This window comes from Cupriavidus sp. 01T418, assembly GCF_056398885.1.
Window position 1 is genome coordinate 15,353 of sequence record NZ_JBFTQG010000040.1, and the last position, 23,946, is coordinate 39,298.

Annotated in this window: 24 protein-coding genes; 9 read left to right on the forward strand and 15 right to left on the reverse strand. The window is 66.2% G+C overall.

Features of this window, described 5'->3' with window-relative positions; translation table 11 throughout:
• Positions 1 to 32: 32 nt before the first annotated feature.
• Positions 33 to 329 carry an ArsR/SmtB family transcription factor gene (locus AC1DQ3_RS27890; protein WP_477123429.1) on the forward strand — a complete coding sequence of 99 codons (297 nt, stop codon included), beginning with the start codon at positions 33 to 35 and terminating at the stop codon, positions 327 to 329.
• 98 nt (positions 330 to 427) lie between these two features.
• Entirely contained in the window at positions 428 to 1,483 is a 1,056-nt protein-coding gene (locus AC1DQ3_RS27895) for an alkene reductase (protein ID WP_477123390.1), read from the forward strand.
• Between the two features lie 233 nt (positions 1,484 to 1,716).
• On the opposite strand, the gene AC1DQ3_RS27900 is transcribed toward AC1DQ3_RS27895, so the two are convergent.
• Complete coding sequence (locus tag AC1DQ3_RS27900; RefSeq protein WP_477123391.1) at positions 1,717 to 1,962, reverse strand: AbrB/MazE/SpoVT family DNA-binding domain-containing protein; 246 nt, start codon at positions 1,960 to 1,962, stop codon at positions 1,717 to 1,719.
• Between the two features lie 151 nt (positions 1,963 to 2,113).
• Here AC1DQ3_RS27900 and AC1DQ3_RS27905 point away from each other — a divergent pair, with 151 nt between their 5' ends.
• On the forward strand, positions 2,114 to 2,815 hold the full coding sequence (locus tag AC1DQ3_RS27905; protein WP_477123392.1) for a glutathione binding-like protein: 702 nt from the start codon (positions 2,114 to 2,116) through the stop codon (positions 2,813 to 2,815).
• Positions 2,816 to 2,873: 58 nt separating this feature from the next.
• Here AC1DQ3_RS27905 and AC1DQ3_RS27910 read toward each other — a convergent pair whose 3' ends face one another.
• Positions 2,874 to 3,743 carry an IclR family transcriptional regulator gene (locus AC1DQ3_RS27910; RefSeq protein ID WP_477123393.1) on the reverse strand — a complete coding sequence of 290 codons (870 nt, stop codon included), beginning with the start codon at positions 3,741 to 3,743 and terminating at the stop codon, positions 2,874 to 2,876.
• Positions 3,744 to 3,747: 4 nt separating this feature from the next.
• The gene (locus tag AC1DQ3_RS27915) at positions 3,748 to 4,542 is read right to left on the reverse strand and encodes an IclR family transcriptional regulator (protein WP_477123394.1); all 795 of its coding nucleotides are present in this window, start codon (positions 4,540 to 4,542) and stop codon (positions 3,748 to 3,750) included.
• Between the two features lie 289 nt (positions 4,543 to 4,831).
• Between AC1DQ3_RS27915 and AC1DQ3_RS27920 the strand changes: the two genes are divergently transcribed.
• From AC1DQ3_RS27920 to AC1DQ3_RS27935, 4 genes are all read left to right on the forward strand, one after another.
• Complete coding sequence (locus AC1DQ3_RS27920; RefSeq protein ID WP_477123395.1) at positions 4,832 to 5,791, forward strand: MBL fold metallo-hydrolase; 960 nt, start codon at positions 4,832 to 4,834, stop codon at positions 5,789 to 5,791.
• A 72-nt stretch (positions 5,792 to 5,863) separates the two neighbouring features.
• A complete protein-coding gene (locus tag AC1DQ3_RS27925; RefSeq protein WP_477123396.1) occupies positions 5,864 to 7,624 on the forward strand; it encodes an FAD-dependent oxidoreductase in 1,761 nt (586 codons plus the stop codon).
• 35 nt (positions 7,625 to 7,659) lie between these two features.
• The gene (locus AC1DQ3_RS27930; RefSeq protein ID WP_477123397.1) at positions 7,660 to 7,875 is read left to right on the forward strand and encodes a DUF2783 domain-containing protein; all 216 of its coding nucleotides are present in this window, start codon (positions 7,660 to 7,662) and stop codon (positions 7,873 to 7,875) included.
• A gap of 104 nt (positions 7,876 to 7,979) precedes the next feature.
• Positions 7,980 to 9,332, forward strand: a complete 1,353-nt coding sequence (locus AC1DQ3_RS27935; protein ID WP_477123398.1) for an MFS transporter — start codon at positions 7,980 to 7,982, stop codon at positions 9,330 to 9,332.
• Positions 9,333 to 9,341: 9 nt separating this feature from the next.
• Here the strand turns inward: AC1DQ3_RS27935 and AC1DQ3_RS27940 are convergent, their stop codons facing one another.
• The 10 genes from AC1DQ3_RS27940 to AC1DQ3_RS27985 form a co-directional block, all read right to left on the reverse strand.
• Positions 9,342 to 10,019, reverse strand: a complete 678-nt coding sequence (locus AC1DQ3_RS27940) for an MlaC/ttg2D family ABC transporter substrate-binding protein (RefSeq protein ID WP_477123399.1) — start codon at positions 10,017 to 10,019, stop codon at positions 9,342 to 9,344.
• A gap of 138 nt (positions 10,020 to 10,157) precedes the next feature.
• Entirely contained in the window at positions 10,158 to 11,222 is a 1,065-nt protein-coding gene (locus tag AC1DQ3_RS27945; RefSeq protein ID WP_477123400.1) for a 2-aminoethylphosphonate aminotransferase, read from the reverse strand.
• Positions 11,223 to 12,407, reverse strand: a complete 1,185-nt coding sequence (gene aepY, locus AC1DQ3_RS27950; RefSeq protein ID WP_477123401.1) for a phosphonopyruvate decarboxylase — start codon at positions 12,405 to 12,407, stop codon at positions 11,223 to 11,225.
• Complete coding sequence (gene aepX / locus AC1DQ3_RS27955) at positions 12,404 to 14,110, reverse strand: phosphoenolpyruvate mutase (protein ID WP_477123402.1); 1,707 nt, start codon at positions 14,108 to 14,110, stop codon at positions 12,404 to 12,406. Before aepX ends, aepY begins: the two co-directional genes overlap by 4 nt.
• Positions 14,107 to 14,871, reverse strand: a complete 765-nt coding sequence (locus tag AC1DQ3_RS27960; protein ID WP_477123403.1) for a phosphocholine cytidylyltransferase family protein — start codon at positions 14,869 to 14,871, stop codon at positions 14,107 to 14,109. Before AC1DQ3_RS27960 ends, aepX begins: the two co-directional genes overlap by 4 nt.
• Before the next feature lie 128 nt (positions 14,872 to 14,999).
• Positions 15,000 to 16,007 (reverse strand): flippase-like domain-containing protein, encoded by a 1,008-nt coding sequence (locus tag AC1DQ3_RS27965; RefSeq protein WP_477123404.1) that lies wholly within the window; start codon positions 16,005 to 16,007, stop codon positions 15,000 to 15,002.
• Entirely contained in the window at positions 16,004 to 16,834 is an 831-nt protein-coding gene (locus tag AC1DQ3_RS27970; RefSeq protein ID WP_477123405.1) for a HalD/BesD family halogenase, read from the reverse strand. Before AC1DQ3_RS27970 ends, AC1DQ3_RS27965 begins: the two co-directional genes overlap by 4 nt.
• A gap of 16 nt (positions 16,835 to 16,850) precedes the next feature.
• Positions 16,851 to 17,525 carry a CDP-alcohol phosphatidyltransferase family protein gene (locus AC1DQ3_RS27975; RefSeq protein WP_477123406.1) on the reverse strand — a complete coding sequence of 225 codons (675 nt, stop codon included), beginning with the start codon at positions 17,523 to 17,525 and terminating at the stop codon, positions 16,851 to 16,853.
• Between the two features lie 270 nt (positions 17,526 to 17,795).
• Positions 17,796 to 20,279 carry a penicillin-binding protein 1A gene (locus AC1DQ3_RS27980; RefSeq protein WP_477123407.1) on the reverse strand — a complete coding sequence of 828 codons (2,484 nt, stop codon included), beginning with the start codon at positions 20,277 to 20,279 and terminating at the stop codon, positions 17,796 to 17,798.
• Positions 20,280 to 20,481: 202 nt separating this feature from the next.
• The gene (locus AC1DQ3_RS27985; protein ID WP_477123408.1) at positions 20,482 to 20,862 is read right to left on the reverse strand and encodes a VOC family protein; all 381 of its coding nucleotides are present in this window, start codon (positions 20,860 to 20,862) and stop codon (positions 20,482 to 20,484) included.
• 313 nt (positions 20,863 to 21,175) lie between these two features.
• Here AC1DQ3_RS27985 and AC1DQ3_RS27990 point away from each other — a divergent pair, with 313 nt between their 5' ends.
• Complete coding sequence (locus AC1DQ3_RS27990; protein WP_477123409.1) at positions 21,176 to 22,387, forward strand: MFS transporter; 1,212 nt, start codon at positions 21,176 to 21,178, stop codon at positions 22,385 to 22,387.
• Between the two features lie 75 nt (positions 22,388 to 22,462).
• On the opposite strand, the gene AC1DQ3_RS27995 is transcribed toward AC1DQ3_RS27990, so the two are convergent.
• Both AC1DQ3_RS27995 and AC1DQ3_RS28000 read right to left on the reverse strand, forming a co-directional pair.
• Positions 22,463 to 22,810 carry a hypothetical protein gene (locus AC1DQ3_RS27995; RefSeq protein WP_477123410.1) on the reverse strand — a complete coding sequence of 116 codons (348 nt, stop codon included), beginning with the start codon at positions 22,808 to 22,810 and terminating at the stop codon, positions 22,463 to 22,465.
• Between the two features lie 54 nt (positions 22,811 to 22,864).
• Positions 22,865 to 23,119, reverse strand: coding sequence for a hypothetical protein (locus AC1DQ3_RS28000; protein WP_477123411.1), 255 nt, complete (start codon positions 23,117 to 23,119; stop codon positions 22,865 to 22,867).
• A 419-nt stretch (positions 23,120 to 23,538) separates the two neighbouring features.
• On the opposite strand from AC1DQ3_RS28000, the gene AC1DQ3_RS28005 reads away from it, so the two are divergent.
• Positions 23,539 to 23,868: a helix-turn-helix domain-containing protein gene (locus AC1DQ3_RS28005; protein ID WP_477123412.1), complete on the forward strand. Its 330-nt coding sequence runs from the start codon at positions 23,539 to 23,541 to the stop codon at positions 23,866 to 23,868.
• Positions 23,869 to 23,946: the final 78 nt, after the last annotated feature.

Consider the following 23,946-nt stretch of genomic DNA (forward strand, 5'->3'; position numbering starts at 1 on the left):
TGAACCCTGACGCCACCCCCGACGCGAACCCGATCGACATCGACGCCATCCACAAAGCGCTGGCAAACCCCGTGCGACGCAATATCCTGGGCTGGCTGAAATCGCCGCAGGAGAACTTCGCCATCCAGGACTACCCGCTTGAGCTGGGCGTCTGCGCGGGCCTGATCGACGCGCGCACCGGCTTGTCGCAATCCACTGTGTCGGCTCACCTCGCCACCTTGCAGCGCGCCGGGCTGGTGACGTCCAAGCGGGTTGGCCAATGGATTTTTTTCAAGCGCAACGAAGAGACCATCCAGGCTTTCCTCGATCACATGCATAGCGATCTGTAGGAACTGGCGGCGCCCTGCGCTGCGCAACACAAGCGGCGCGCTAGCGCCGATTCCGCACCAACGGTGCTTCACCCTCCTCGGTACCAAGACCAATAGCCATGCCTACACTCTTTGATCCGATCCGTATCGGCGACCTCGATCTTCCCAACCGCGTCATCATGGCGCCCCTGACGCGCTCGCGCGCAGTCGGCGGCGGCCGCGTGCCCAATGCCCTGATGGCCGAGTACTATGTGCAGCGCGCCTCGGCGGGCCTGATCCTCAGCGAAGCCACCGCCGTCACCCCGCAAGGCGTCGGCTACGCCGACACCCCGGGCATCTGGTCCGACGATCAAGTCGCTGGCTGGAAAAAGGTGACCGATGGCGTGCACGCCGCCGGCGGCCGCATCTTCCTGCAACTGTGGCACGTGGGCCGCATTTCCGACCCGGTCTTCCTCGACGGCGAACTGCCGGTGGCGCCCAGCGCCATCGCGGCCGCGGGCAACGTCAGCCTGGTGCGCCCCAAGCGCCCGTTTGTCACGCCGCGCGCGCTGGAGACCGATGAAATCCCCGGCATCGTCGCCGCCTACCGGCACGGCGCGCAAAACGCCAAGGCCGCCGGCTTCGACGGCGTGGAAGTGCACGGCGCCAACGGCTACCTGCTCGACCAGTTCCTGCAGGAAAGCACCAACAAGCGCACCGACGCCTACGGCGGCCCGATCGAGAACCGCGCCCGCCTGCTGCTGGAAGTGACCGACGCCTGCATCGACGTATGGGGCGCATCGCGCGTGGGCGTGCACCTGGCGCCGCGCGCCGATATCCACGACATGGGCGACTCCGACCTCGGCGCCACCTTCGGCTATGTGGCGCGCGAACTCGGCAAGCGCGGCATCGCCTTTATCTGCTCGCGTGAAGCGCTCGGCGACAACCGCCTCGGCCCTGCGCTGAAGCAGGCCTTCGGCGGTGCGTATATCGCCAACGAGAAGATGACCAAGGAAACGGCCGAGCACGTGCTGCAAGCCGGCGAAGCCGATGCGGTGGCCTTTGGCCAGTTGTTCATCGCCAACCCCGACCTGCCGCGCCGCCTGCAGATCGACGCGCCGCTGAACGCGCCTCAGCCCGAGACCTTCTACCACCCGGGCGCCGAAGGTTATATCGACTACCCCGCGCTCGCGTGAGCACGGGTGCCGGCTCGCGTGAACCAGCGCGCCAGGCCAGTTGAACTGGTTGATCGGTTGAACGCCCCGCCTTGCGCGGGGCGTTTCACTGTGTGCCGCGGCACTATGACGGAGTTACCCCTTGAGACGTGAGCCCGTGAGGCAGGCGATAAGGAGCGCTCCGCCAGGCGCTCAAAACTCGAGAAACAGCGGAACTCATCGGCTCATTCACGTAGAGCGCCGCCAGTACACCATCAGTAGCGTGCTCCGTGCCGCAGTTCCTCCATGACTGACTCCGTCATCGGCATCGCCTCGCGCGTCGACTCCAGTTCTTGCGCGAAAGCCTTCCGGTCCCATTTGGCCGCGCGAATGCTTATAGCGCCGTCGACAGTCAGGTTGGCCTGCACTTGGTCGCCCTCGTTAAGACCAGCGTGGCGAACGTAATCAGCTGGAATACGTAGCGCGAGGCTATTGCCCCATTTCGCGATTTGCAGCTTCATTCCCCCCCTTTGATATGCATGGACGTATATACATTGACGTAGGATCGACCTTATTGCCAGCAAGAGGCAATCCTATAATCCACCTGCACGCAAGCTCGTCCAGGCGTCCCGCTCTCCCGGGCATGCCATGCGCCACAACAGGACCATCCCCATGATCGATCTGTACTACTGGACCACCCCCAACGGCCACAAGATCACGATGTTTCTCGAAGAGGCCGGCCTGCCTTATCGCGTGGTCCCGGTGAATATCAGCCGCGGCGAACAGTTCGAGCCGGCCTTCCTGGAGATCTCGCCCAACAACCGCATCCCGGCCATCGTCGACCTGGCGCCGGCCGATGGCGGCGAGCCGGTCGCCACCTTCGAGTCGGGCGCGATCCTGCTGTACCTGGCCGACAAGACCGGGCGCTTTATCCCGGCGGACCTGCGTGGCCGCAATATGGCGCTGCAATGGTTATTCTGGCAGGTGGGCGGGCTCGGGCCGATGGCAGGCCAGAACCACCATTTCGTGCAATACGCGCCCGAGCCGTTGCCCTATGCCATCGAGCGCTACGTGAAGGAAACGGCGCGGCTGTATGGCGTGCTGAACAAGCACCTGGCGGACGGGCGGGCGTACATCTGCGGTGCCGACTACGCGATTGCGGACATCGCCTGCTATCCGTGGATCGTGCCGCATGAAAGGCAGCGCCAGAATCTTGAAGACTTCCCGCACCTGGCAGCATGGTTCGCCCGCATACGCGCGCGCCCCGCCACCGAGCGCGCCTATGCGCTGGCGAAGACGATCAATACCGCGCCGGTGGTCGACGAAGCGTCCAGGCGGCTGTTGTTCGGCCAGGACGCGTCGACCGTGCGCTGACGGGCGGGCATCATGGCGGCGGCGCTGCGCCAGGTGCTTGACGGCAAGCGCCAGGCGATCAGCATCCAGGGCCGATCCCCACGGCCGGCGCCATCGCGCCGAACCGCCACGACAATCGCCGCGCCGCTTGCAACAGGGTGCTGGCCGTCGCGCCACCAGTGTCGCTATCGAAGCTGCCTGTCGTGCCAATCAGCGCGATGACGAGCGCGAGGCTGCCGGTATGGTCGAACACGGCTGCGGCGAGCGTGTCGATCCCCGGGACGGGCCGGCTCAGTGCATTGTCGATGCCCTGCGCGCGGATTTGCGCCAGCCGGGCGGCATACGCCGGCGCGAGCGTTTCGGCGGCGCCGCCGGCCGCTTCGACGACCTGCGCCTTCGGCACACCCGCCAGCCGAAGTTCATCCTGGGCCAGCAGGCCGATCAACACGTGCGCCGGCAAGTGCGCCGCAAACAGCCTGCCGATTGCCGTATTGACCAGCGACAGCACGGTACCGACCCGCAGGCTGACGTGCTGCGGCCGCGCGGCTTCCTCCAGGCGGACCACCGTTGGCCCCAGCGGGCCGAGCACCGCCATGGCCACGCTCAGGCTGGTCGTGCCCGCCAGTTCGATCACTTCCGGCTCGGCTTCGCGGGTCGGCGATAGCCGCTGCAAGGCGATCAGCCCGAGTTCGAGGCCCAGCGGGCCGGACCGGTAGTTGCCCGCCGCGTCCCGCGCCAGCAGGCCGATTTTCTGCAGGCTGACGAGATGCGGGAACGCTTTGGCGGCTGGCATGCCGGCCGCGCGCGCGAGATCGCGCAATGGCAGGGGCCGCCCCGCGGCCACCAGCGCCGCCAGCAGTTGGCCGGTGTTGTCGAGCGACTGGATGCCGCGCTGCGGTTTGGCGGCTTCGCCCTGGCTATCGTCGTTGGGCATGGTCGTCGGGATCATGGGGTCATGCGGGAGTGCCGGCGATGGCGTCACGGATGGCCGCCGCGGTGTCGAGCAGTGCCAGTGCCACGGGACCCCGCCAATCCATGTCGATGGCGCCGCTCGATCCCACCACGGTCAGCGCCAGGCGCAGCCGGCCGGTGGCGTCGAGCACCGGCACGCTGAGACTGCTGACGGCCGGGCTCGGCGCATCGATGCTGCGCTCGATGCCGCGCTCGCGGATGGCGGCCAGGGTGGCGCCGAAGGCGGCGGCGGGCGTGTCCCCCGGCTGCTGCTGTTGCCAGATCGCCTGCCATTGCCCGGATGGAAGGAACGCGCAGAACACGCGGCCGGTCGCGGTAGCCGACAGCGACATGACCGAGCCGACGTGCAGGTTCACATGCAAGGGCGAACCGGCATGCGCATAGCGGACGATGGTCGGCCCCTGCGGCCCGGCGGCGCAAATCGCCACGCTGAACCCGCACGACGCGGCAAGCGCGGCCACGCGCGGCACCGCTGCCCGGTACGCCGGATCGTGATCGAGATGCAGCATGCCGAGTTGCAGCGCCAGCGGACCCGGCTCGTAGCGCCCGGAGAGATGGTCGCGCTTGATCAGGCCAAGCCGCACAAGGCTGACGAGGTAAGTGTGCGCCTGCGGGGGTGGGATCCCCACGCTGGCCGCGAGGTCGGCCAGGGTCATGGGCGCACGGACATCCGCCAGCGCCCGCAGGAAGCGGCCGCCGACTTCGACGCTCTGTATGCCGCGCTGCGCTTTCTCCCCGCCGCCGGCATCCGACGTGTTGCCCGCTGATCGTGCCATTCGCCTCTCGCTTGAAAACCAAGATAGTAATCGACGCGGCGCCCCGTTCCCGCTATGACCCAGGGTTTCCCCTTGGTTTTCTGTGCCGCATCCGGCCCTCTCTGTGGTTTAGTCAAAAACAATTCAATTTGTTATTGACTAATTTTTCTCCGATTTCTAAGATGGCCTTACCCCGATACCGGTGCAGTAACAGAGTCAATACGGGGCGAGACAGTCTTCGCCATGCGGCCCGGCGGCACCCCCTGTCTCGTCTTTCCCCCCCACGCAAGACACACGAGAAAAGGCAAGCATGAGCAAGGCATTCGCATCCCAGGCCGACCTGGAAACCAAGAAAATCACCTTCACCCAGCTCTCCGAGAACGCCTACGCGTACACGGCCGAAGGCGACCCCAACTCGGGCGTGATCATCGGCGACGATGGCGTGCTGATCGTCGACACCACCGCCACGCCCGCCATGGCGCAGGACCTGATCGCCAGGATCCGCGCGGTCACCGACAAGCCCATCAAGTACGTCGTGCTCTCGCACTACCACGCAGTGCGCGTGCTGGGCGCATCGGCCTATTTCGCCGAAGGCGCACAGCAGGTCATCGCCAGCCGCGGCACCTACGAGATGATCGTGGAGCGCGGCGAGGCGGATATGAAATCGGAGATCGAGCGCTTCCCGCGCCTGTTCGCCGGCGTGGAGACCGTGCCCGGACTGACCTGGCCGACGCTGGTGTTCGAGAAGGAAATCACGCTGTACCTCGGCAAGCTCGAAGTCCGCATCGCGCACCTCGGCTCCGGCCATACCAAGGGCGACACCGTGGTCTGGCTGCCTTCGCAGAAGGTGCTGTTCTCCGGCGACCTGGTGGAATACGACGCTGCGTGCTACTGCGGCGATGCGCAGCTTGCGCAGTGGCCGGCCACGCTCGATGCCTTGCAGGCACTGGGCGCCGAGAAACTGGTTCCCGGACGCGGCCCCGCCCTCACCAACCCGGAGGAGGTCGGGAAGGGCATCGCATACACCAGGGATTTCGTCACCACGCTGTTCCAGGCCGGCAGGGAAGCGGTGGTGGACCGCCTCGACCTGAAGAACGCGATGGCCCATACGCGCAAGTCGATGGACCCGAAGTTCGGCCATGTCTTCATCTACGAGCACTGCCTGCCGTTCGACGTGTCGCGCGCCTTCGACGAGGCCAGCGGCATCGCCCATCCGCGCATCTGGACCGCGCAGCGCGACCAGGAAATGTGGGCCGCGCTGCAGCACTGAAGGCACGGCAGGCTGATTGCCGCATGGACGGCCACCAAGGCATGGCCGAGCAGAGTGGATGGAGACACAGGCATGAGCAACGACTACCAGAACCTGTCATTTGATTACCAGCCCTGCCCCGAGCAGCGGCTGGCACAGGCAGGCAATCCTCACCCCGTCATCGTCGTCGGCGCCGGCCCCGTCGGGCTGGCCACCGCGATCGACCTGGCCCGGCAGGGCGTGCCGGTCGTGCTGGTGGACGATGACTGCACCCTGTCGAGCGGGTCGCGCGCGATCTGCTTCGCCAAGCGCACGCTGGATATCTTCGACCGGCTCGGCTGTGGCGACCGCATGGTGGACAAGGGCGTCTGCTGGAACGTCGGCAAGGTCTTCGTGCGCGACGAGCAGGTCTACAGCTTCGACCTGCTGCCGGAAGCCGGGCACCAGCGGCCGGCCTTCATCAACCTGCAGCAGTACTACGTCGAGGGCTTCCTGCTCGACCGCGCGCGCCAGTTGCCGAACCTGGACATCCGCTGGAAGCACAAGGTGGTGGGCGTCGAGCAGTGCCATGCCGGCACGCCGGACGCCACCGTGGTGCTGAGCGTCGATACCCCGGACGGCCCCTACGCGCTCACCGGCCGCTACGTGGTGGCGGCCGACGGCGCGCGCAGCCCGCTGCGCAAGCTGCTGGGCCTGGACAGCAAGGGTCGCACCTTCAAGGACCGCTTCCTGATCGCCGACGTCAAGATGGAAGCCGAATTCCCCACCGAGCGGTGGTTCTGGTTCGATCCGCCCTTCCATCCGAACCAGTCCGTGCTGCTGCACCGCCAGCCCGACAATGTCTGGCGCATCGACTTCCAGCTCGGCTGGGATGCCGATCCCGTGTTGGAGAAGACGCCGCAGCGCGTGATTCCGCGCGTGCAGGCACTGCTCGGGCCCGATGTGAAGTTCGAGCTGGAGTGGGTCAGCGTCTATACCTTCTCCTGCCTGCGCATGGACAGCTTCCGCCATGGCAACGTGCTGTTTGCCGGCGACTCCGCGCATGGCGTCTCGCCGTTCGGCGCGCGCGGCGCCAACAGCGGCGTGCAGGATGCGGAGAACCTCGCCTGGAAGCTGGCCTTCGTGCTCCAGGGCTACGCGCCGGACAGCCTGCTCCATACCTATGCGAGCGAGCGCGAGTACGCCGCCGACGAGAACATCCGCAACTCGACGCGTTCGACCGACTTCATTACGCCGAAGAGCGCGGTCAGCAAGGTGTTCCGCGATGCCGTGCTGAACCTGTCGAGGCAGCATGCGTTCGCACGGCAGCTCGTGAACAGCGGACGGCTTTCCCTGCCTTGCGTGTTGCACGATTCGCCGCTCAATACGCCCGACACTAGCGAGTTTGCCGGCGGCATGACGCCCGGCGCGGCCTGCGTGGATGCGCCTGTATCGACGGAGCAAGGCCCGGGATGGCTGTTGCCGCAGCTGGGCGGGCAGTTCACGGCCCTGGTCTTTGGCGCGCTCGATGCCAACAGCCTGCAAGCGCTGCAGCGCCTGCGGCAAGGCGCGTTGCCGCTCAAGGTGGTCGTGGTCGACGGCGGCGAAGTGGCCGCCGGGCAAGCCGCCGCAACGCAAGGCGTAACTGTACTGCGCGATATCGAAGGCCTGGCGGCACAGCGCTACGGCGCGCAGCCCGGCACGCTGTACCTGATCCGCCCGGACCAGCATGTGTGCGCGCGCTGGCGGCAGGCTGACGCCGCAAGCATCGAGCAGGCATTGGCCCGCGCAACCGGCAAGGCGCCGCGCATGCAGGAGGCAGGAGCGGCAGCAGTGGCACCAGCGACGCAAGCGGCTGCCGCCGTGGCGGCATAGAAATTCCGGCGACATGCCGAATCGGAGACAGAGCGATGGCACTCAACACAGACCCCAACCTGACGCGCCCCGACGACTTCTACGAAGCCTTGATCGACATGCACCGCGATCTCGACGACGGCCAGAGCCGGGCGGTCAATGCGCGGCTGATCCTGCTGCTGGCCAATCATATCGGCGACCACGGCACGCTGCTCTCGGCCATGCAACTGGCGCGGGAGGGCGCGGCGCAGGATCGCATGGCGCAAGCCTGATCGCGGCGGGCCGCGCCCGCCGCTTCCACTCTTTGCCCAGGCGCGCAAGACGTCGGCATCCAGGGCTATTCAACGATCAAAGCCCGCGTTCCCGGAGACCATCCATGACTTATTCCTCTGCAGGGGCCGTCGCGCCCCAGCCTGCTGCCGTGCGCGACGAAGACGCGCTCTATCGGAAGATCTGGCTGCGCATCATCCCCTTCCTGTTCGTCTGCTACGTCATCTCCTTCCTCGATCGCATCAATATCGGTTTTGCCCAGTTGCAGATGAAGCAGGACCTCGGCTTCAGCGATGCGATGTACGGGCTGGGCGCAGCCGTGTTCTACGTCGGCTACGTCCTGTGCGAGGTGCCCAGCAATATGCTGCTGGCCCGCTTCGGCGCGCGCCGCACCTTTGCCCGCATCATGCTGCTGTGGGGCCTGGCCTCGGTCGGCATGATGTGGGTGTCCACCCCCACGCACTTCCATGCGCTGCGCTTCCTGCTCGGTGTGTTCGAGGCGGGCTTCTTCCCTGGCATCGTGCTGTACCTGACCTACTGGTTCCCGGCGCGGCGGCGCGCGGCGGTGATGGCGATCTTCTTTGCCGGGGTTGCCGTGGCAGGCGTACTGGGCGGGCTGATCTCGGGCTGGATCATGCGCGACATGGCCGGCGTGCTCGGCCTCTACGGCTGGAAGTGGATGTTCGCCATCGAAGGCGCGCCCGCCATCGTTCTCGGGCTGATCGCCGCGGTGTGCCTGGTCGATGGCCCGCAGCAAGCGAGCTGGCTCACCGAGAAGGAGAAGGCCTTCCTCGCCGCGCACAACGGCCCGGCCGGGAACGCCACGCATGCGCACGCCTACAGCGCGCTGGTGCAGGCGCTGCGCAACCCGCGCATCTACCTGTTCGCGTTCATCTACTTTTCGCTGACCTGCGGCTCGCTCGCCCTGAGCTTCTGGATGCCCCTGATGATCCGGGACTTTGGCATTACCGACGTGATGTCGATCAGCCTGTATTCCGTCATCCCGAATGCAATCGGCGCGGTCGGCCTGATCCTGATTGCCMGCAACTCGGACCGGCGCGGCGAGCGGCATCGCCATTTCCTGGCCTGCACGGCTGGCGGCGCGCTGGCACTGGCGTTGCTGACCTTGCATCCGCACAGCTTCGCGGCGATGCTCGCGCTGCTGTCCGTGGCGACCGTGCTGATCTTTGCCGCGCTGCCGATCTTCTGGGCATTGCCGCCCAGCCACCTGCCTGCGCATACAGCGGCTGCCGGGATTGCCTTTATCAGCAGCATCGGGATTACCAGCGGCATTGTCAGCCCTTGGGTCATTGGCCAGATCAAGACGCACACCGGCAGCATGGACAATGCGTTGTATCTGTTGGCGGGCATGCTGGTCGCTAGCGGGGTTGCCATGTGGATTGGCGTGCCCGGTAGCGAGCCGCGGCTGATCGCCGGGCGAAATCCAACGCAGGCGTAGCGCCAGACGTCAAGCGGCGTTATGGCTGACCAGGTACTTGACCAGGCCATCGATGCCGCTGCGCGCAACGATGTCGGCGAACTGCCGCCGATAGATCTCGATCAGCCAGGCACCGCTCATGTTGATGTCGTAGATGGCCCAGCCCGCGGGGCCGCGTTGCAGGCGGTAATCGATTTTTACTTCGTCGCCTTTGTTGAACAGGCTGGATTCGACCACCACATCGTTGCCGCTGGAGCGCGCCGGTCTATAGGTGAATTTCAGTGCCTGGTCGYGCACTTGCGACAGCGAGAGCGCGTAGCTGCGCACCAGTAGTGTCTCGAACTGTTCGTAGAGTTGCTTTTGCTGCTCCGGCGAGGCGCTGCGCCAGGCGTTGCCGACGGCAAGCCGCGTGGTGCGCTTGAAATCGGTATAGGGCAGGAACTGTTTGCGCACCACGCCGGTAATCTTGTCGAGATCGCCGCTGCGGGTTTCGGGGTTGGCCTGGATGGTGGAGATGACGCCTTCGACGGCGGCGCGGACCATGCGATCCGGCGAAGAGCGGTCAACGCCGGCGGCGGCAGCGGGCGCCTCGCTGGGGCCAGCCGCCGCGGCGCTCCCCGGCACGACCGTGGCGAGGACAAGCGCTGCCGATATCGCAATGGCGGCGCTGCCGGAACCGGCAAGGGCAAGGCGGAAACGGCGACGCATCGCTATATTCCTCCGCAAGAATCAGCTGGATGCGGCAACGTCCGGGACCCGGAATGCCGCATCCATTACCCCATGCTAGTGCTTTGCCCGCAAAAACAAAATGCCGGTGACAAATAACAACGGCACCAGCCGGCGCGATTACTGCGTCAATGCCTTGAAGCCCTGCAGCAAACGCTCGATGTCATCCATCTGGATATTCCCCATCGTGGAAATACGGAACAGCTCCGCCGACAGGCCGCCCTGCCCCGCGTAGATAACAAAACCGCGCTCCTTCAGGCCATCGTGCAACTGCGGGTACGTCAGGCCAGCCGGCAAACGGTAGGCACGCAACACCACGGAGGACTGCTCCGACGGCCACAGGGCCGGCATGCCCAGGGCCTCCAGCCCGGCGCGGGCGCGTTCCGCCAGCGCCGCATAGCGCGCGTGCCGCGCGCGCCAGCCACCTTCGTCCTGCAGTTCGCGCAAGGCTTCCACCAGCGCGTAATAGGCCTGTACCGACGGCGTGAACGGCGTGTTGCGCTGGTCCTGCAGCCGCGCCAGGCGCCCGAGATCCAGGTAGTAGGTCCGGCTGGCGGCCTGTTCCAGCGCGTTGCGCCGCACAATGACAAAGGACGCGCCGGGCACGCCATGCAGGCATTTGTTGGCCGTGGCCGCCACCGCGGCGATGCTGCCGCCGAAATCGATCGCCTCCGCGCCGAAGCTGCTCACGCCGTCGACCAGCAGGCCGACATTGCGCGCGCGGCACAGGGCGTCGAGGGCTTGCAGGTCGTTCAGGCGGCCGGTGGTGGTTTCATGGTGGATCACCGCCACGTGGGTGATGGCGCGGTCCGCGTCGAGCGCGGCGGCAATGCGGCCGAGATCGGGGGCCTGCATCCAGTCGTGCGCGACCACCTCGTGGGCAATGCGGTACTGCGTGGCGATCTGCGTAATGCGCTCGCCGTACACGCCGTTCTGGACGATCAGCAGCTTGCCCTGCTCCGGCACCAGCGCGGCGATCATGCTCTCGACCGCCGCCGTGCCGGAACCCGTCATCAGCACCGCGGACCATTCGGCGGGATCCAGCTTGTAGATATCCAGCAGGCGCGCGCGCGCCTCGTCCTGCAGATCGAAGAACTCGCTTTCCCGGTGGCACAGGTCGGGCTGCAGCAGGCTCTGGCGCACGCGCTCCGACAAGGTCACGGGACCCGGGTTGAGTAGCAGCATTTACTTCTCTCCTTGATCGGCGCCGATATGGCGCGCGAGGCGCGTCTTCACATCGACGGGGGTTATGGTCGGGCGCGGCAGGCCGTCCGGCGTGCCGGCACGGATCGACAGCGCCACGAAACGCGGGCCGGCAGGGGATTCTTGCACCGCAGCAGAGAGCGCCTCGTCGAGCATGCCGAGCTGGTCGCCTTCCACCGCCGAGGCATATCCGCAAGCGGCCGCCACGCCGGCGAACGAGACATTGGGCGACACGGTCGCCTGGCCGCCGGTGGAATCATGGGCGCCGTTGTCGAGCAGCACGTGCGTGAGGTTGGCCGGGCCATAAGCGCCGAGCGTGGCGAACACGCCCATGCGCATGAGCGCCGCGCCGTCGCCGTCGACGGCCACCACCTTCAGGTCCGGACGCACGAGGGCAAGCCCAAGCGCGAACGGCGTCAGGCAACCCATCGAGCCCACCATGTACAACTGGTTGGCGCGGTCATCGAGCGCATAGAGCTCGCGCCCGCAGAAACCGGTGGATGCCAGCACCACCGTCTTGCCGAGGGGCGTATGCGCGATCACGCGCTGGAGGGCATCGCGGCGCGCAGGCAGGCCGTCCTGCGCTGCGCCTCGCACCGCCGAAACCGGCGTGCATCTGGCGCGCGGCACGGGCCGCTCCTGCTGCTTCAGTTCGTAAGGCGCAACGCTGCCTTTCTGCATGACCAGCGCGTATGGACGGCCGGTAGCATCCATATGCGCCACCGCGCGATCCAGCGCCGGGCCCACCTCGGCCGGATCGGTCGGGAAGGTCTCCCACGGGATCTCCATGGTGTCGAGCATGGCCGGCGTGACCGGTCCCATCAGCGCGTGCTGCGGCTCGTCGGCAACGCCAGGCTGCCCGCGCCAGGTAACGATCAGCAACTGCGGCAGGCGGAAGGTCCAGGTGAGCGAGGTCAGCGGGCTCACCGCGTTGCCCAGGCCAGAGTTCTGCATCATGGTGATGCCGCGCCGTCCGTCTTGCGCGCCCAGCGTCACCCCGGCGATCAGCGCCACCGCATCGCCTTCGTTCGCCGCCGATACGTAATGCAGCGTCGGGTCCTGCAGCACGTAGTTGATAAACGGCGTCAGGTACGAGCAAGGCACGCCGGCATACCAGTCGAAGCCCCGTGCGCGCGCGGCCTCGACAAACTGTGCCGCTTCGATCACCGGGCTTCCCCTGCGTCCGTTGCGCCAACCGCGAACGGCGTTTGCGTGTGCGCGAAATCGCCCGCGCGGCGGAAATCGTCGAGGTCGTTCACGCCGCGCCAGTGGCCGTGCACGTACTTCACTTCGATCTCTTCGCCGGCTGCGACCAGCGCATTGAGCAGCGCGGGCATGTCCAGCGTGTTGAAATCGTCGCGCGTGCGCAGCTCGGCGATCCGCTTTTGCAGGCGCTCGCGCCCTTCGCCGCGCACGTTCAACAGCCCGATCCAGCGGCCGTGCGGCACCTGCGCTTGTCCGGCGCCCGGCTCCTGGCCCTTGCTGGACACATGGCGCAGCAAGACCTTCTGGCCGAACAGGTCGCGGTCGTCCGGCGCGGAGCAGTAGGCAAAGTCGCGCACGCTCCGGTTCGATTCCGTGCTAAGCGAGGAGTCCACGACCACGCTGAACGGCGCGTCGCTCTCCAGCAGGTCGCGCAGGATATAGCTGCGGAACAGCAGGTCGCCGTAGGCGATCACGGTGTCGGTATGCAAGGCATCGGCCGCGCACGCCAGCGACGCAAGCTCGCCGGTCTGCGCGTACTGCTCGTTGAGCACCAGCTTGACGCCCGCCGTGTCGATGGCCTTGGCCTGGTAGCCGCCCACCACGGTGATATCGTTGATCGACTGCTTCTTGAAGGCATCCACCAGCCAGCGCAGCAGCGGCTTGCCTGCCACCGGCAGCATCACCTTCGGCCGGTCTTCCGTGAGGGGCTCCAGCCCCGTGCCACGGCTGGCCGCCAGCACCACGGCCGCGCCCGGCGCCTGCGAGCCGGACAGGTACATCTTCTCGGCGGCCGAGTATTCGCCGGCATCCTGCAGGCGGAAGATCTCGTTGACGGTGGCGATGCGGTCTTCGACGTTGACGAGCGTCTCGCTGTCGTGGATTTCCTTGGCCACAGCCTGCATCGACGATGCCGCCACGCGGATCAGGTGGTTGGCCCAGATCACCACGCTGATGCCGGCCTTGCGGAAGACGTCGGTCGGCGTGCTGTAGTACTTGGTCGGCACGATCACCAGCGGGCCGCGGCCCGCCCACTCGCGCGCGAACGCCAGGATCTCGTCCGGGCGCGACAGCTTGCTGTGGATCAGGATGGCGTCGGCGCCGGCCTGGCGGTAGGCTTCGGCGCGGCGCAATGCTTCGTCCATGCCCCAGCCCGCGATCAGCGCTTCCACGCGGGCGACGATGGAGAAGTTGTCGTCCGACTGGGAATCCTTGCCGGCCTTGATCTTGCCGCAGAACTCATCGATCTCGGCGAGCGGCTGGCGCTCGCCGTCGATAAAGCTGTTGGTCTTGGGAAACTGCTTGTCCTCGATACAGACGCCGGCAATGCCGCGCTGCTCGAGCTTGCGCACCAGGCGGCGCACATTGTTGAAGTTGCCGTAGCCGGTGTCGCCGTCGAGCAGGATCGGCAGGTCGCTGGCGTCGGCCATGAACTCCAGCGTGTCGACGACCTGGGTCCAGCTCGCTTCGTTGTTGTCGCGCACGCCGTACTGGGCGGAGATGGCCAGGCCGGAACCCCAGATGGCCTTGAAGCCGGCTTCGCGCACGATGCGGGCGGACAGCCCGTTGTGCGCTTCCATCATGAATTCCAGCTCGTTGCCCACAATCATCTGGCGCAGGCGGGCAGTGCGGGTGGTAGTCGAGAAAATCGGGTCGATCGCGTTCATTGCGGTACTCCAACCAGCGGCTGCAATTCAGGCAAGACTTCGTCGCGCGCGCGCGCGACATCGTTCGGGAAATCGATCTCGATCCACGGCGCGCCGCTCACATCGGCGATATCGAATACATGGCCGCCTTCGAGCAGCAGGTCGCGCACGGCTTCTTCATGCGGCATGTTCGAGCGGCCGCTGTCGACATAGCCCTGGACGATCTGCGCCAGGCGGCGCGCCGTCTGCTCCTGGAAGCGGAAGAACCCGACCGATTCGCCAATGGTGTCGTACGCCAGGCCAACCGCGAGCTGCTTGCGCAGCTCCACCGGAATACCATCCTTCACGCACAGCTTGACCGGCTCGTCGCCGGCTTCGAAATCGCGGTCGATCAGCAGGCGGTTGGTGGTGTCGCCAGCCACCAGCGCGCTGAGGATGCGCTCGTCGTAGAGCACGTCGGCGTCCATCAGCAGCACGTCGCCGCCGCGCGTGAGCGCATCGGCCACCGTATGCACGGTCAGCACGCTGCCCAGGTCGTAGCGTGGGTTCAGCACGATTTCCGGGTAGGGGTCGCGCCCGAGCCGGTCCAGTTCGGCTTCCACGTGCCCGGGCTGGAAACCCAGCGCCAGCACGATCTCGTCCACACCCGCCGCATCCAGCATGCGCAGATGCCGCTCCAGCAGGGTGATACCGTCAAAACGCAGCAGGCACTTCGGGAACTGCTCCCCGGGCTGTTGCTGTAGTCGCAGGCCCAGGCCCGCGGCAAGGATGATTGCTCGCATTCGTTCTCCGCACCCATGCAAATTGCATCAATCAATCGGCAGCACGCGACCGGCCCGCTGAATCACTGAAACCGCACGGTGTCTGGCCTGACTTGCGCGCGTTGCCGCACCGCCAGGTCCACCACCACCTACTTCAGGGATTCAGCGGGCGTGGCCGCACGCCGCCGCTGGAATTTCCGTTCACTCAAATGTAAAAACAGCAGCCCCGGCGCGCCGAACCCGATCTCGCGGGCGCGCTTGGCCAGTGACAGCGCCAGTGCCGCATCCGGCGGCAGGCCGACGATGGGGGCCAGCAGCAGGTAGCCGCCTTCCTGCGCGCCCAGCGACCCCGGAATGGCGAAGGCCGCGCCGCGAATGGCCTGCCCGACGCTCTCCAGCAGCAAGGCATCGAGCCAGCTGACCGGATGCCCCAGGAAATGCAGGGCCAGCCAGACTTCGCCGGTGCCGACCAGCCAGCCGGCCAGGCTCAGCGCGAAGGTGCTCGCCACCTTGCGGCCGTCGCGGTATATGCCATGCACGGCCGCATCCACGGCATCGGCGCGCATCGTCAGGCCGGACCAGTCGCGCTTGCCGAACAGCCTGGACAGCACGCGCAGGACCCGGCCGAACAAACCCCGCGTCTGGATCACGTAGAACGCCACGATGCACAAGGCCAGCACAGCCGTGACGATCAGGGTAGGCGTGCGCAGATCCGAAAGCGCATCGTGCCCGCCATACAAGGCAAACAGCGCCAGGCCGATAAACGCGAACACCAACTGCGCGAGCGCCTGCATGGTGGTGCTGACCGTAATGGCGGCAGCGGCATCGCGCATGCGCGTGCCGCGCTGCGCCAGGTAGCGCACCATCAGCACCGGCCCGCCGATCTGCCCGGCAGGCAGCAGGCTGTTCACCGACTCGCCCGCCCAGCGCGCGCGCAGTGCGTCGCGCATGGTGCCGTGCCCGGCCCGACGGTCGAACAGGACAAAGATGGCGCCAGCGTCCAGCACCAGCGGCACCAGGTGGAACGCGACAACCACCACCAGGCCCCAGCCCGCGGACATGAACGTCGACGCGACGGAGCCGAATCCCTGCCAGGCGAGCAGCGCGACGAAAAGCGCCGCGCCGATCGACAGGAATAGCATGGCGGCTCGGGTCATGTGCGGCGCTTCTGGCCCGGGACCAGTTTCCTGAATACCTGCCTGAAGCCGAAATAGGCGATCGCGTCCTTCATATTGGAGATAAATCGCAGCCACGGGCGCATGCCCGGATCGGTGACGTACTCGAAGGTCAGCGACACCCGCATCTCGTTGGCGCCGGCCGGCGTAATACGGTGGCGCAGCTTGTCGCCGTCGAAGAACACCAGCCCGCCGGGGGTGGTCTGCACCGAACCCGGCTCATCGGGCACATCCGCATCGCGCGTGTGCAGTTCGTAATCGAGCCGGCACGAGGATTCTTCGATCACGCCCAGCAGCAGCGTGTAGCGGCGGCCGTCGTAATAAGAGGTGTCGTAATGCCAGCCGATGTGATCACCGGGACGTGTGTAGTAATACAGCGCGTAGGCGTGTGCATCGGTGTCCGGCGACAGCCGCAGTTGTTCGCCGCACATCTGCTCCAGCCAGCCGATCAGCGTCTTCGAGCGATACAGTTCGGCGATAAACGGCGCCAGTTCGTCGATAGTGTGGCGGCTGACGCTGCCGCCCTGCTTGTGGCCGGGCAAGTAGTTGCGGTTGATCCTGGGCACCAGCGCGCGGGCGCTGGCAACCAGTTGCGCGGTGACTTCCGGCGCCAGGAAGTCCTCCAGGTGCAGGAAGGCGCCCTGCCGCACGAAATCGGCGCGCAGCTTCGCGTTGTCCAGCTTGCCGGTGCGGCTGGCCACGGCGGCGTCGGGGTTGGGCGTGGCCGGCTTCGGGCGTGGCGAAGCCGTCGCGGGAGCCGGGATGGACGGGTCGTCCAGCGTGATCTCGTTGGTAGCTTGCTCGCTCATCGGGTCGCTTGGTCGCTTAGGTCTTCGTCGAAGTGGAAACCCTGGCCGGCTCGCCGCGCCGCATTACGCGCCAGTAGTCGACGATGACCCAGGCCGCGAACAACGGCGCGCCGATCGATGCCGCCGTCAGGAACGGCGCGATGCCGTCGGTCAGCGTGACAAGCGGCAGCAGGTAAAGCACGTCTTCGGTCTCGAATCCCGCGGCCGATGCCTGCTTCGTCCCGCTTTTCCCTGCCCGCTCTTCGATACGCATGCGCAGGAAGAAGATCAGCGCCACGGCCACGCCCGCCAGCGTGCCTTGCAGCACCGGCGGCAACGCCCCCGTCGCGGGCTGCTCCGAGATGGCCACGCCCATGCCCACGAACAGCAGGATCGTAATCAGCGCATCGCTTGCCAGGTCGTAAAAATGACCTATCTTGCTAGATTTCCCGCTAATTCTCGCCAACTCGCCGTCGGTATGATCCACAAAATTGGAGATCACGATCAGCAGGGCACCGTAGTTCGTCCAGGCAAAACCGCCCTGCATCAGGCAGCCGACGCCGGCGAGGCCAATCAGCAGCCGCAGGGTGGTCAGGTGGTTCGGGGTGACCCGGGAGTCCTTGAGCGGGCGCACAAGCGCGCGCGCCAGACGGGCGTCCCAGGTATGTGGAGCGGGAGGCTCGCCACGAGCATTGTTCGGATTGTTGTTCATCGGGAAAAAGGTCCACCGGGCAGAAAAGCGGCCGCAAGGCTGGCATGCCAGCGCCGCTTCCCGCACTTGCATTGCGGAAACACAACAGCCAGGCCGGCCAGATCGCGTCACAGGGATACGGCGGTCAAACCGATATGGTAAGCGATATGGCCAGAAACAGTGCGCGCACGGTGCCGGATTGCCATCTCGCTTGCCGCGACGCGGCTTGCCAGGCTCTTCCGAACCGCGATCGCCGACGACGCCCGGCTTGCCTGAGCCCGATGCCTGGCGTCAGGGCACGCTGCCTTCGCCTGCCGGCGCCACGGCCGCATCCTGCGCGGATGCGGCAGCACCGGCTGCCGGCGCCTCCCGCACGCGTGACGCATCGGGCGGCGCGCCTGGCGAGGCCTCGACAGGCGCACTCGCCGGCGAACTTGCGGATGCCGTGCCCGGCACGGCATCCGCAAGTTCCCGCCCCGAGGGCACGCTGGCACCGCCGGGCGGCAACGCCGCAGGCGCTGCCGGCAGCACCGCGCCAGCCTCGAGCGCAGGCTCCGTTTCGGGCGGCAGCGGCGGCGGCGGCGCCGCCGCCGCGCGCCGCGGCGCAGGCGGGGCTTCCGGCTTCGGGGCCGGCCCGAACAGGCGCTGGAACCAGCCGCGTATGGCCCCGCCCAGCGCGTCGAAGGTACCGGTCTCTTCGTACTTCACAAAGCGGACATTGGGATCGATCGCGCGGGCCCTTAGCGAGCGCTGGAAGAAGTCGCCCACCATGGGCAGCGCGCTGTGCGCGCCCTGGCCCCAGTAGTCGCTGCGCAGCGTCACCCGGCTGTCGTTGAAACCGACCCAGGCGCCGGCCACCAGTTGCGGATGCATCATGATGAACCAGCCATCCGCGTTGTCTTGCGTGGTGCCGGTCTTGCCGGCCACATCCGCGCGAATGCCAAAGCGGGTGCGGATGCTCATGCCCGTGCCCCGGTCGATCACGCCGCGCATGACATCCAGCAGCGTCTGCACCGTGGCCAGGGGCAGTGCCTGCTCGGGCGATGCGGGGTGGAACGTCTCCAGCACCTCGCCCTTGCGGTCCTCGATGCGGGTGACCATCATCGGCTCCAGGTAGGCCCCCTGGTTGGCGATGGTGCCGTAGGCCGAGACCATCTCCTTCAAGGTAACGGGGCTGGTACCCAGCGCCAGCGAGGGAACGATGTCGAGCCGGCTCTGGCGCACGCCCATGGCGCGGGCCACCTTGGCCACCTTGGCCGGGCCCACGCTCTGCATCAGTTGGGCGGTGATCGTATTCTTGGAATACACCAGGCCGTCGCGCAAGCTCATGGCGCGCCTGCTGGGCGGGCCGTCGTCGGAAGGCCGCCAGACCTCGCCGCCGGCCAGCGGGATTTCCACGGCCTGGTCGACAAAGGTGTCGTCGGGGCTGGCGCCTTGCGCGAACGCCGCGCCGTAGACAAATGGCTTGAAAGTGGAGCCCGGCTGGCGCTGCGCCTGCTGCACGTGGTCGAAGGCATCCAGGCTGAAATCGCGGCTGCCCACCCATGCCTTGATCTCGCCGCTGCGCGGGTCCAGCGCGAGGAAGCCGGCCTGGATGCGGGTCTTCGACTGGCGCAGCGCCTGCATGAAGGCGCTATCCGCCAGCAACTGTTTCATGGCCGCCTCGGGTGCCAGCCCGGAATCGCGTGCCGACCGGTACTCCGGCGTCTCGCGCACGAAGGCCTGCACCAGCTCCTTATTGGCGGCCCAGCCCGAGCGCGGTGCCCAGGCTGCGTTCGCGATACCCTGCAACTGGTTGCCCTGGCGCGCCACGGCCTGGTTGGCCATCGCCTGCAGGCGCGAATCGATGGTGGTACGCACCACCAGGCCGTCGGTGTAGATGTTGTAGTCGTTGCGGTCCGCCCAGGTGATCAGCCATTTGCGCAGTTGCTGCGCGAAGTGCGGCGCCGGCCCCGGCGGCTCGGTCTGGCGCTCGAAGTCGATGCGCAGGGGCCGCTTCTTCAGCGCTTCGTACTTCGCCGGCTCCAGCTTCTGGTACTTGACCATCTGCGCCAGCACGGTATTGCGCCGCTGCACGGCCCGCTCGGGATTGATGACCGGGTTGTAGTAGCTGTTGCCCTTGAGCATGCCGATCAGCGTGGCGCTCTGCAGCATATCCAGCTCGCGGGCGGATTTGTCGAAGTAGGTGCGCGCCGCCATCTCGATGCCGTATGCGTTGTACAGGAACGGCACCGTATTGAGATAGGTTTCGAGAATCTCGTCCTTGGTATAGAGCGCCTCGATCTTCAACGCGGTGATGGCTTCCTTGAGCTTGCGCGTGAGCGTGGGCGCGCGGCCGATTTCATCCGGGTAGAGATTGCGGGCAAGCTGCTGCGTGATGGTGGAGCCGCCCTGCCGGGCTCCGGAAAAGGTATGCAGGGCTGCCGAACCCATGCGCCGCCAGTCCAGGCCGAAGTGCTGGTAGAAGCGGTGATCCTCGGTGGCGATCAGCGCAACCGTCACATTGGGCGAGATATCGGCCAGCCTGACCCATTCGCGGTTGGCCCATTTGTACACGGCCAGTTCCTTGCCGTCGGCCGAGAGCACTTGCGCGGGCTGGTCCGACTTGGCCTTGCGGATGTCGCTGATGCCCGGCGTGAACGGAATCAACAGCAGCACATACAGCAGGAACAGTGCCGGCACGGCAGCCAGCGCCTTGAGGACACCGCGCCGCGTAGGGCGGCGCAGGCGGGCAAGCTGCCCGGCGGCGAGGGTCTTGATCTGGGCCAGATTCATGAAGCAAGCAACATTGGGCGGAGTCACATTCCGGCGCAACCTGCTGGCGCACCGTGGATGGAAAGGCCTGCATCCTACCAAAATCGCTTCGGGCTTCAGGGTACCGTCCCGATTACAGCCAAATGTTGCGCGCGCCGGTCGGCCACGACAGCGCGCGCTGCCTGTCGTGCCGCGCGCCAGGCGACCGGCATCGGGCCAGGATCTACATCGGTTCGAGTACCGAGAGGATATTGCCCGCCGGATCCTTGAACCACGCGATGACGGGACCGCCGCTATCCCGGCAGATCCCGCGCTCATCCGTCTTCAACCCCGGCAGGTCGTAGATCTCGAACCGCACGCCGCGCTTGCCGAGTTCCTCCACCGCGCGGTCCACACTGGCCACTGGAAAATTCAGCACGGTAAATGTGGCGGGCGAATGATTGGGCTTGGGATAGAGCAACACGTTGTGGCCACCGGCAAGATACAGCGTCAGCAAGCCCCCGGTCTGGGAAACTTCCAGGCCCAGCGTGCCGCCGTAGAAGTTCGTTGCCTTCGCGATGTCGTCCACCGAGTATCCGCTGAATGCATGACTGTCGCGCAACATGGCTCGCTCCTTGAGGTGACTTCGGCATATACGGCATATACCGCATGTACGGCATGTACAGGTCCCACCCGCCGCTGCCGGCGGGCCCATGCCACAGTATTGTTCATCGCGGCGGGGGACTCAAGCCGGTGACGGTGCGGCATTTGCGGCGCTTCGGGTCCTTCTGCACGCATCGCACCTTTGCGGGCAAGGCGCGCGCTTTCGCGCACCAGGCGGCTGCCCTATGCTTGGTGAGGAAGGATTTAACGGCATGGAAGTGCCGCGCGGCCGTGGGTAGATGACCGATTCCCTGGATGCATAGCCGGAGAGATCCATGCGCGCCCTGATCTTCTGTTCCGTGCAATTCCTGCTTGCGCTCACGTGGACGCTATACCTGGCATTTCTTCCGCAACTGGCGGCGCAGGCGGGCATCGCCAAGGAACATGCCGCCTGGATCCTGTTGATGGACCAGGTGATCTTCGTCGCCATGGATAGCGCGCTGGGCATTGCAGCCGACCGGGTCGCGAATACCATGCGGCACCTGGCCGGTTGGATACTGGCAATGACCGTGGCCTCGTGCGCCGCCTTTGTCCTGTTGCCGCACGCAACGTCGCCAGGGATCCTGCTTGGCTTGACCGCGGTGTGGGCAGCAACGTCCTCGGCACTGCGCGCGCCGCCCATGGTGATCATCAGCAGGCGCATGAAGACATCGGCCACCTCATTCTTCGTGGCCTGCTCCTTTCTTGGCCTGGGCATCGCCGCCGCGCTGGCGCCCGCGTTTACCGTCTGGTTGCGTGGCATCTCGCCCACCTTGCCGTTTGCTGTCGCGAGCGCCGGCCTCGTCGTTGCTGTGGCAGCGTTAGGCTGGGCCGAGACGATGCCCGCGGCTCATGCCGACAAGGCCGACGAGGCAAGGCTGGCCCCACGGCCCGGGGGGCGTGTGCGGATGGTCTGGCTGTTCTTCGCCGCCGTCTGGTCCCTGGCCCTGGGGTTTCAGATCCACACTACCGTCAACTCGGCGCCGGTATACCTGAAGTTCATGCCGGCGGCCGGACTGGTTCGCGCCATGCCGGCATTCTGGCTCGGCTTCGCGCTGTGCGTGCTCTTGCCCGGAACCGCTGTCTTCAAGCGTCTCCCGGCCTATGTCCTGTTGCTGGCGGCTACCGCGCTTGGCGCGCTGGCACTGTTCGGGTTCGCCTCGGCGGCTTCGCTGGCCGGGGTCCTGGCCGCGCAATGCGTGGCAGGCGGGCTATGGGGTGTGATCCTGGGCACTGCGGCGAACGCCGCCATCGATGCCGGCCATGTCGGGCGCGAAGGCTTCTTCACCGGCCTGGTGTTCGCGCTGTCCGCGCTCGCGGCGTTCACACGGATTGCCATCGTCGCATCGGGGGTCGGCAAGCACCCGGAGATTGCGGGCCTGTTGCCGTGGTTGCCGCCCCTGGCGTGGAGTATGGCGGCAATACTGCTAGCGCTGTTTGTCGCGCAAAACCTTGCCTACCTTGCCGGACAAATGCACGCAACGCGCTGCGCACCCGAATCCGGATGAATCGCAAACCCGCTCTCGCCAGGCCCGCTTGCGCGGACCTGGCGAAAGGCTTGCATGCCGGATGATGCCAGGCAATCAGGCATAGGCGCCGTCACTGTAGACGTCGAAGCTCCGCCCCGGTTCGGCCGATACACCGCGGCGGTCCATGCCAGAGACAGTGCGGCCACCGTCGGTGTAGGGATCGACGTTGCGCGAACCATCGGTGTATGGGTCGACCTGGCGAGCGCCGTCGGTGAAGGTGTCGAACTTGCCGGCACGCGCACCGTCGGTGAATGCATCGGTCTTGCCAACGCGGAAGTTGTAGCCGTACTTGTCACCAGGGACAGTGCTGTCMCGTGGGCCAGAGGCTTGCGCCGCGCCGGCAACGAAAACGGCGGCAAGAATGGCGGCGGTGATGGCGGGTTGGATGAACCTGAATTTCATGTTGGGCTCCTTTGGATCGGGTCCGGGATCTCCGGCTTGCTGAATGACGTCGGCTTACAGGGGGACGACCTTGGGCGGGTCCGGGTCTGGCGCCACGATCGGCCCGTGCCAGATCGGAGGGCTGGGCGTGAAGGGGAAGCCGTGCGGGAACTTCGGCATGGCGGGCAGGTTTGGAAACCCGCCAGGGGCGGGCTCCCCGACCATGATCGCGGGCATGGGGTAAGCACCGGCGCCGCCAGTCACGACAGTTCTCGCGGCCTGGTCCAGCTCGTTGATACGAGGCAGGTTCTTGATGCATAGGGTGGACATTGCTTTCTCCTGAAGGGGGATGAACGCCGAAGACGTTCTGCCTTCCACTGAGCACGCGCCATGCCATAGGCACGGAAGCCCTCGGTGTGCGCGCAGGAGCCTAAAACCGGAAGCAAATGGCGGGGCGCGACCAACAACCGGCCACACCGTCTGCCGTGCGCCAACACTTGGCCCGGATTGCCACGGGCCCTATCGGACGCGATGCCTTGGAAGCGATTCGCGCGCCGTTGCACATACAGGATTGACGCATTGCGCCGGGAGAATGAAGGCGCGACGGACAGTGTATAGTCAGAAATCTAGGGTTATCCCTAGGCGCAAAATAGGAGATAGTCTCCAGGTAGCGTGCGCGTACGCGCATAATCGTGCGCGCCCAGGATACCGTTCTTAAGCCGCGATACGGAACACGGAAACTGCCGCCAATGCTGTTAGCCCACACGATCGAACTTGTGACCGGCCAGCGCGAAGTCGATTACTTCGTGAAGGCGGCTGGGTGCGCACGTTTCGTCTGGAACTGGGCGCTGGCGGAATGGAACCGTCAACGCGCAGCCGGTGGTAAGCCGAGCGCGATGGCGCTGAAGAAATCATTCAACGCCATCAAGTATCAGCAGTACCCGTGGATGGCCGACATCCATCGTGACGCCCACGCGCAACCATTCGCTCATCTCTCAAAGGCCTGGTCCAAGTTCTTCTCTGACATCAAGTCGGGGAAAAAGGCAGACAGCGCGCATATTTGCGCACGTCTTCCATAGCAGTAGATTCATGCATCTCCATTGCGCAACCGGGCCATGCCGGACAGATGCCGGGATCGAAATGGGGACCGCGCGCCG

What these genes read in the sequence shown, in the direction of transcription:
- AC1DQ3_RS28000 (WP_477123411.1), bottom strand. Translation starts at nt 23,119, where the DNA reads ATGTCCACCCTATGCATCAAGAACCTGCCTCGTATCAACGAGCTGGAC.
- AC1DQ3_RS27990 (WP_477123409.1), top strand. Translation starts at nt 21,176, where the DNA reads ATGCGCGCCCTGATCTTCTGTTCCGTGCAATTCCTGCTTGCGCTCACG.
- AC1DQ3_RS27975 (WP_477123406.1), bottom strand. Translation starts at nt 17,525, where the DNA reads ATGAACAACAATCCGAACAATGCTCGTGGCGAGCCTCCCGCTCCACAT.
- AC1DQ3_RS27980 (WP_477123407.1), bottom strand. Translation starts at nt 20,279, where the DNA reads ATGAATCTGGCCCAGATCAAGACCCTCGCCGCCGGGCAGCTTGCCCGC.
- AC1DQ3_RS27920 (WP_477123395.1), top strand. Translation starts at nt 4,832, where the DNA reads ATGAGCAAGGCATTCGCATCCCAGGCCGACCTGGAAACCAAGAAAATC.
- AC1DQ3_RS28005 (WP_477123412.1), top strand. Translation starts at nt 23,539, where the DNA reads ATGCTGTTAGCCCACACGATCGAACTTGTGACCGGCCAGCGCGAAGTC.
- AC1DQ3_RS27895 (WP_477123390.1), top strand. Translation starts at nt 428, where the DNA reads ATGCCTACACTCTTTGATCCGATCCGTATCGGCGACCTCGATCTTCCC.
- AC1DQ3_RS27945 (WP_477123400.1), bottom strand. Translation starts at nt 11,222, where the DNA reads ATGCTGCTACTCAACCCGGGTCCCGTGACCTTGTCGGAGCGCGTGCGC.
- AC1DQ3_RS27960 (WP_477123403.1), bottom strand. Translation starts at nt 14,871, where the DNA reads ATGCGAGCAATCATCCTTGCCGCGGGCCTGGGCCTGCGACTACAGCAA.
- AC1DQ3_RS27985 (WP_477123408.1), bottom strand. Translation starts at nt 20,862, where the DNA reads ATGTTGCGCGACAGTCATGCATTCAGCGGATACTCGGTGGACGACATC.
- AC1DQ3_RS27905 (WP_477123392.1), top strand. Translation starts at nt 2,114, where the DNA reads ATGATCGATCTGTACTACTGGACCACCCCCAACGGCCACAAGATCACG.
- AC1DQ3_RS27930 (WP_477123397.1), top strand. Translation starts at nt 7,660, where the DNA reads ATGGCACTCAACACAGACCCCAACCTGACGCGCCCCGACGACTTCTAC.
- AC1DQ3_RS27965 (WP_477123404.1), bottom strand. Translation starts at nt 16,007, where the DNA reads ATGACCCGAGCCGCCATGCTATTCCTGTCGATCGGCGCGGCGCTTTTC.
- AC1DQ3_RS27915 (WP_477123394.1), bottom strand. Translation starts at nt 4,542, where the DNA reads ATGGCACGATCAGCGGGCAACACGTCGGATGCCGGCGGCGGGGAGAAA.
- AC1DQ3_RS27925 (WP_477123396.1), top strand. Translation starts at nt 5,864, where the DNA reads ATGAGCAACGACTACCAGAACCTGTCATTTGATTACCAGCCCTGCCCC.
- AC1DQ3_RS27910 (WP_477123393.1), bottom strand. Translation starts at nt 3,743, where the DNA reads ATGATCCCGACGACCATGCCCAACGACGATAGCCAGGGCGAAGCCGCC.
- AC1DQ3_RS27900 (WP_477123391.1), bottom strand. Translation starts at nt 1,962, where the DNA reads ATGAAGCTGCAAATCGCGAAATGGGGCAATAGCCTCGCGCTACGTATT.
- aepX (WP_477123402.1), bottom strand. Translation starts at nt 14,110, where the DNA reads ATGAACGCGATCGACCCGATTTTCTCGACTACCACCCGCACTGCCCGC.
- AC1DQ3_RS27970 (WP_477123405.1), bottom strand. Translation starts at nt 16,834, where the DNA reads ATGAGCGAGCAAGCTACCAACGAGATCACGCTGGACGACCCGTCCATC.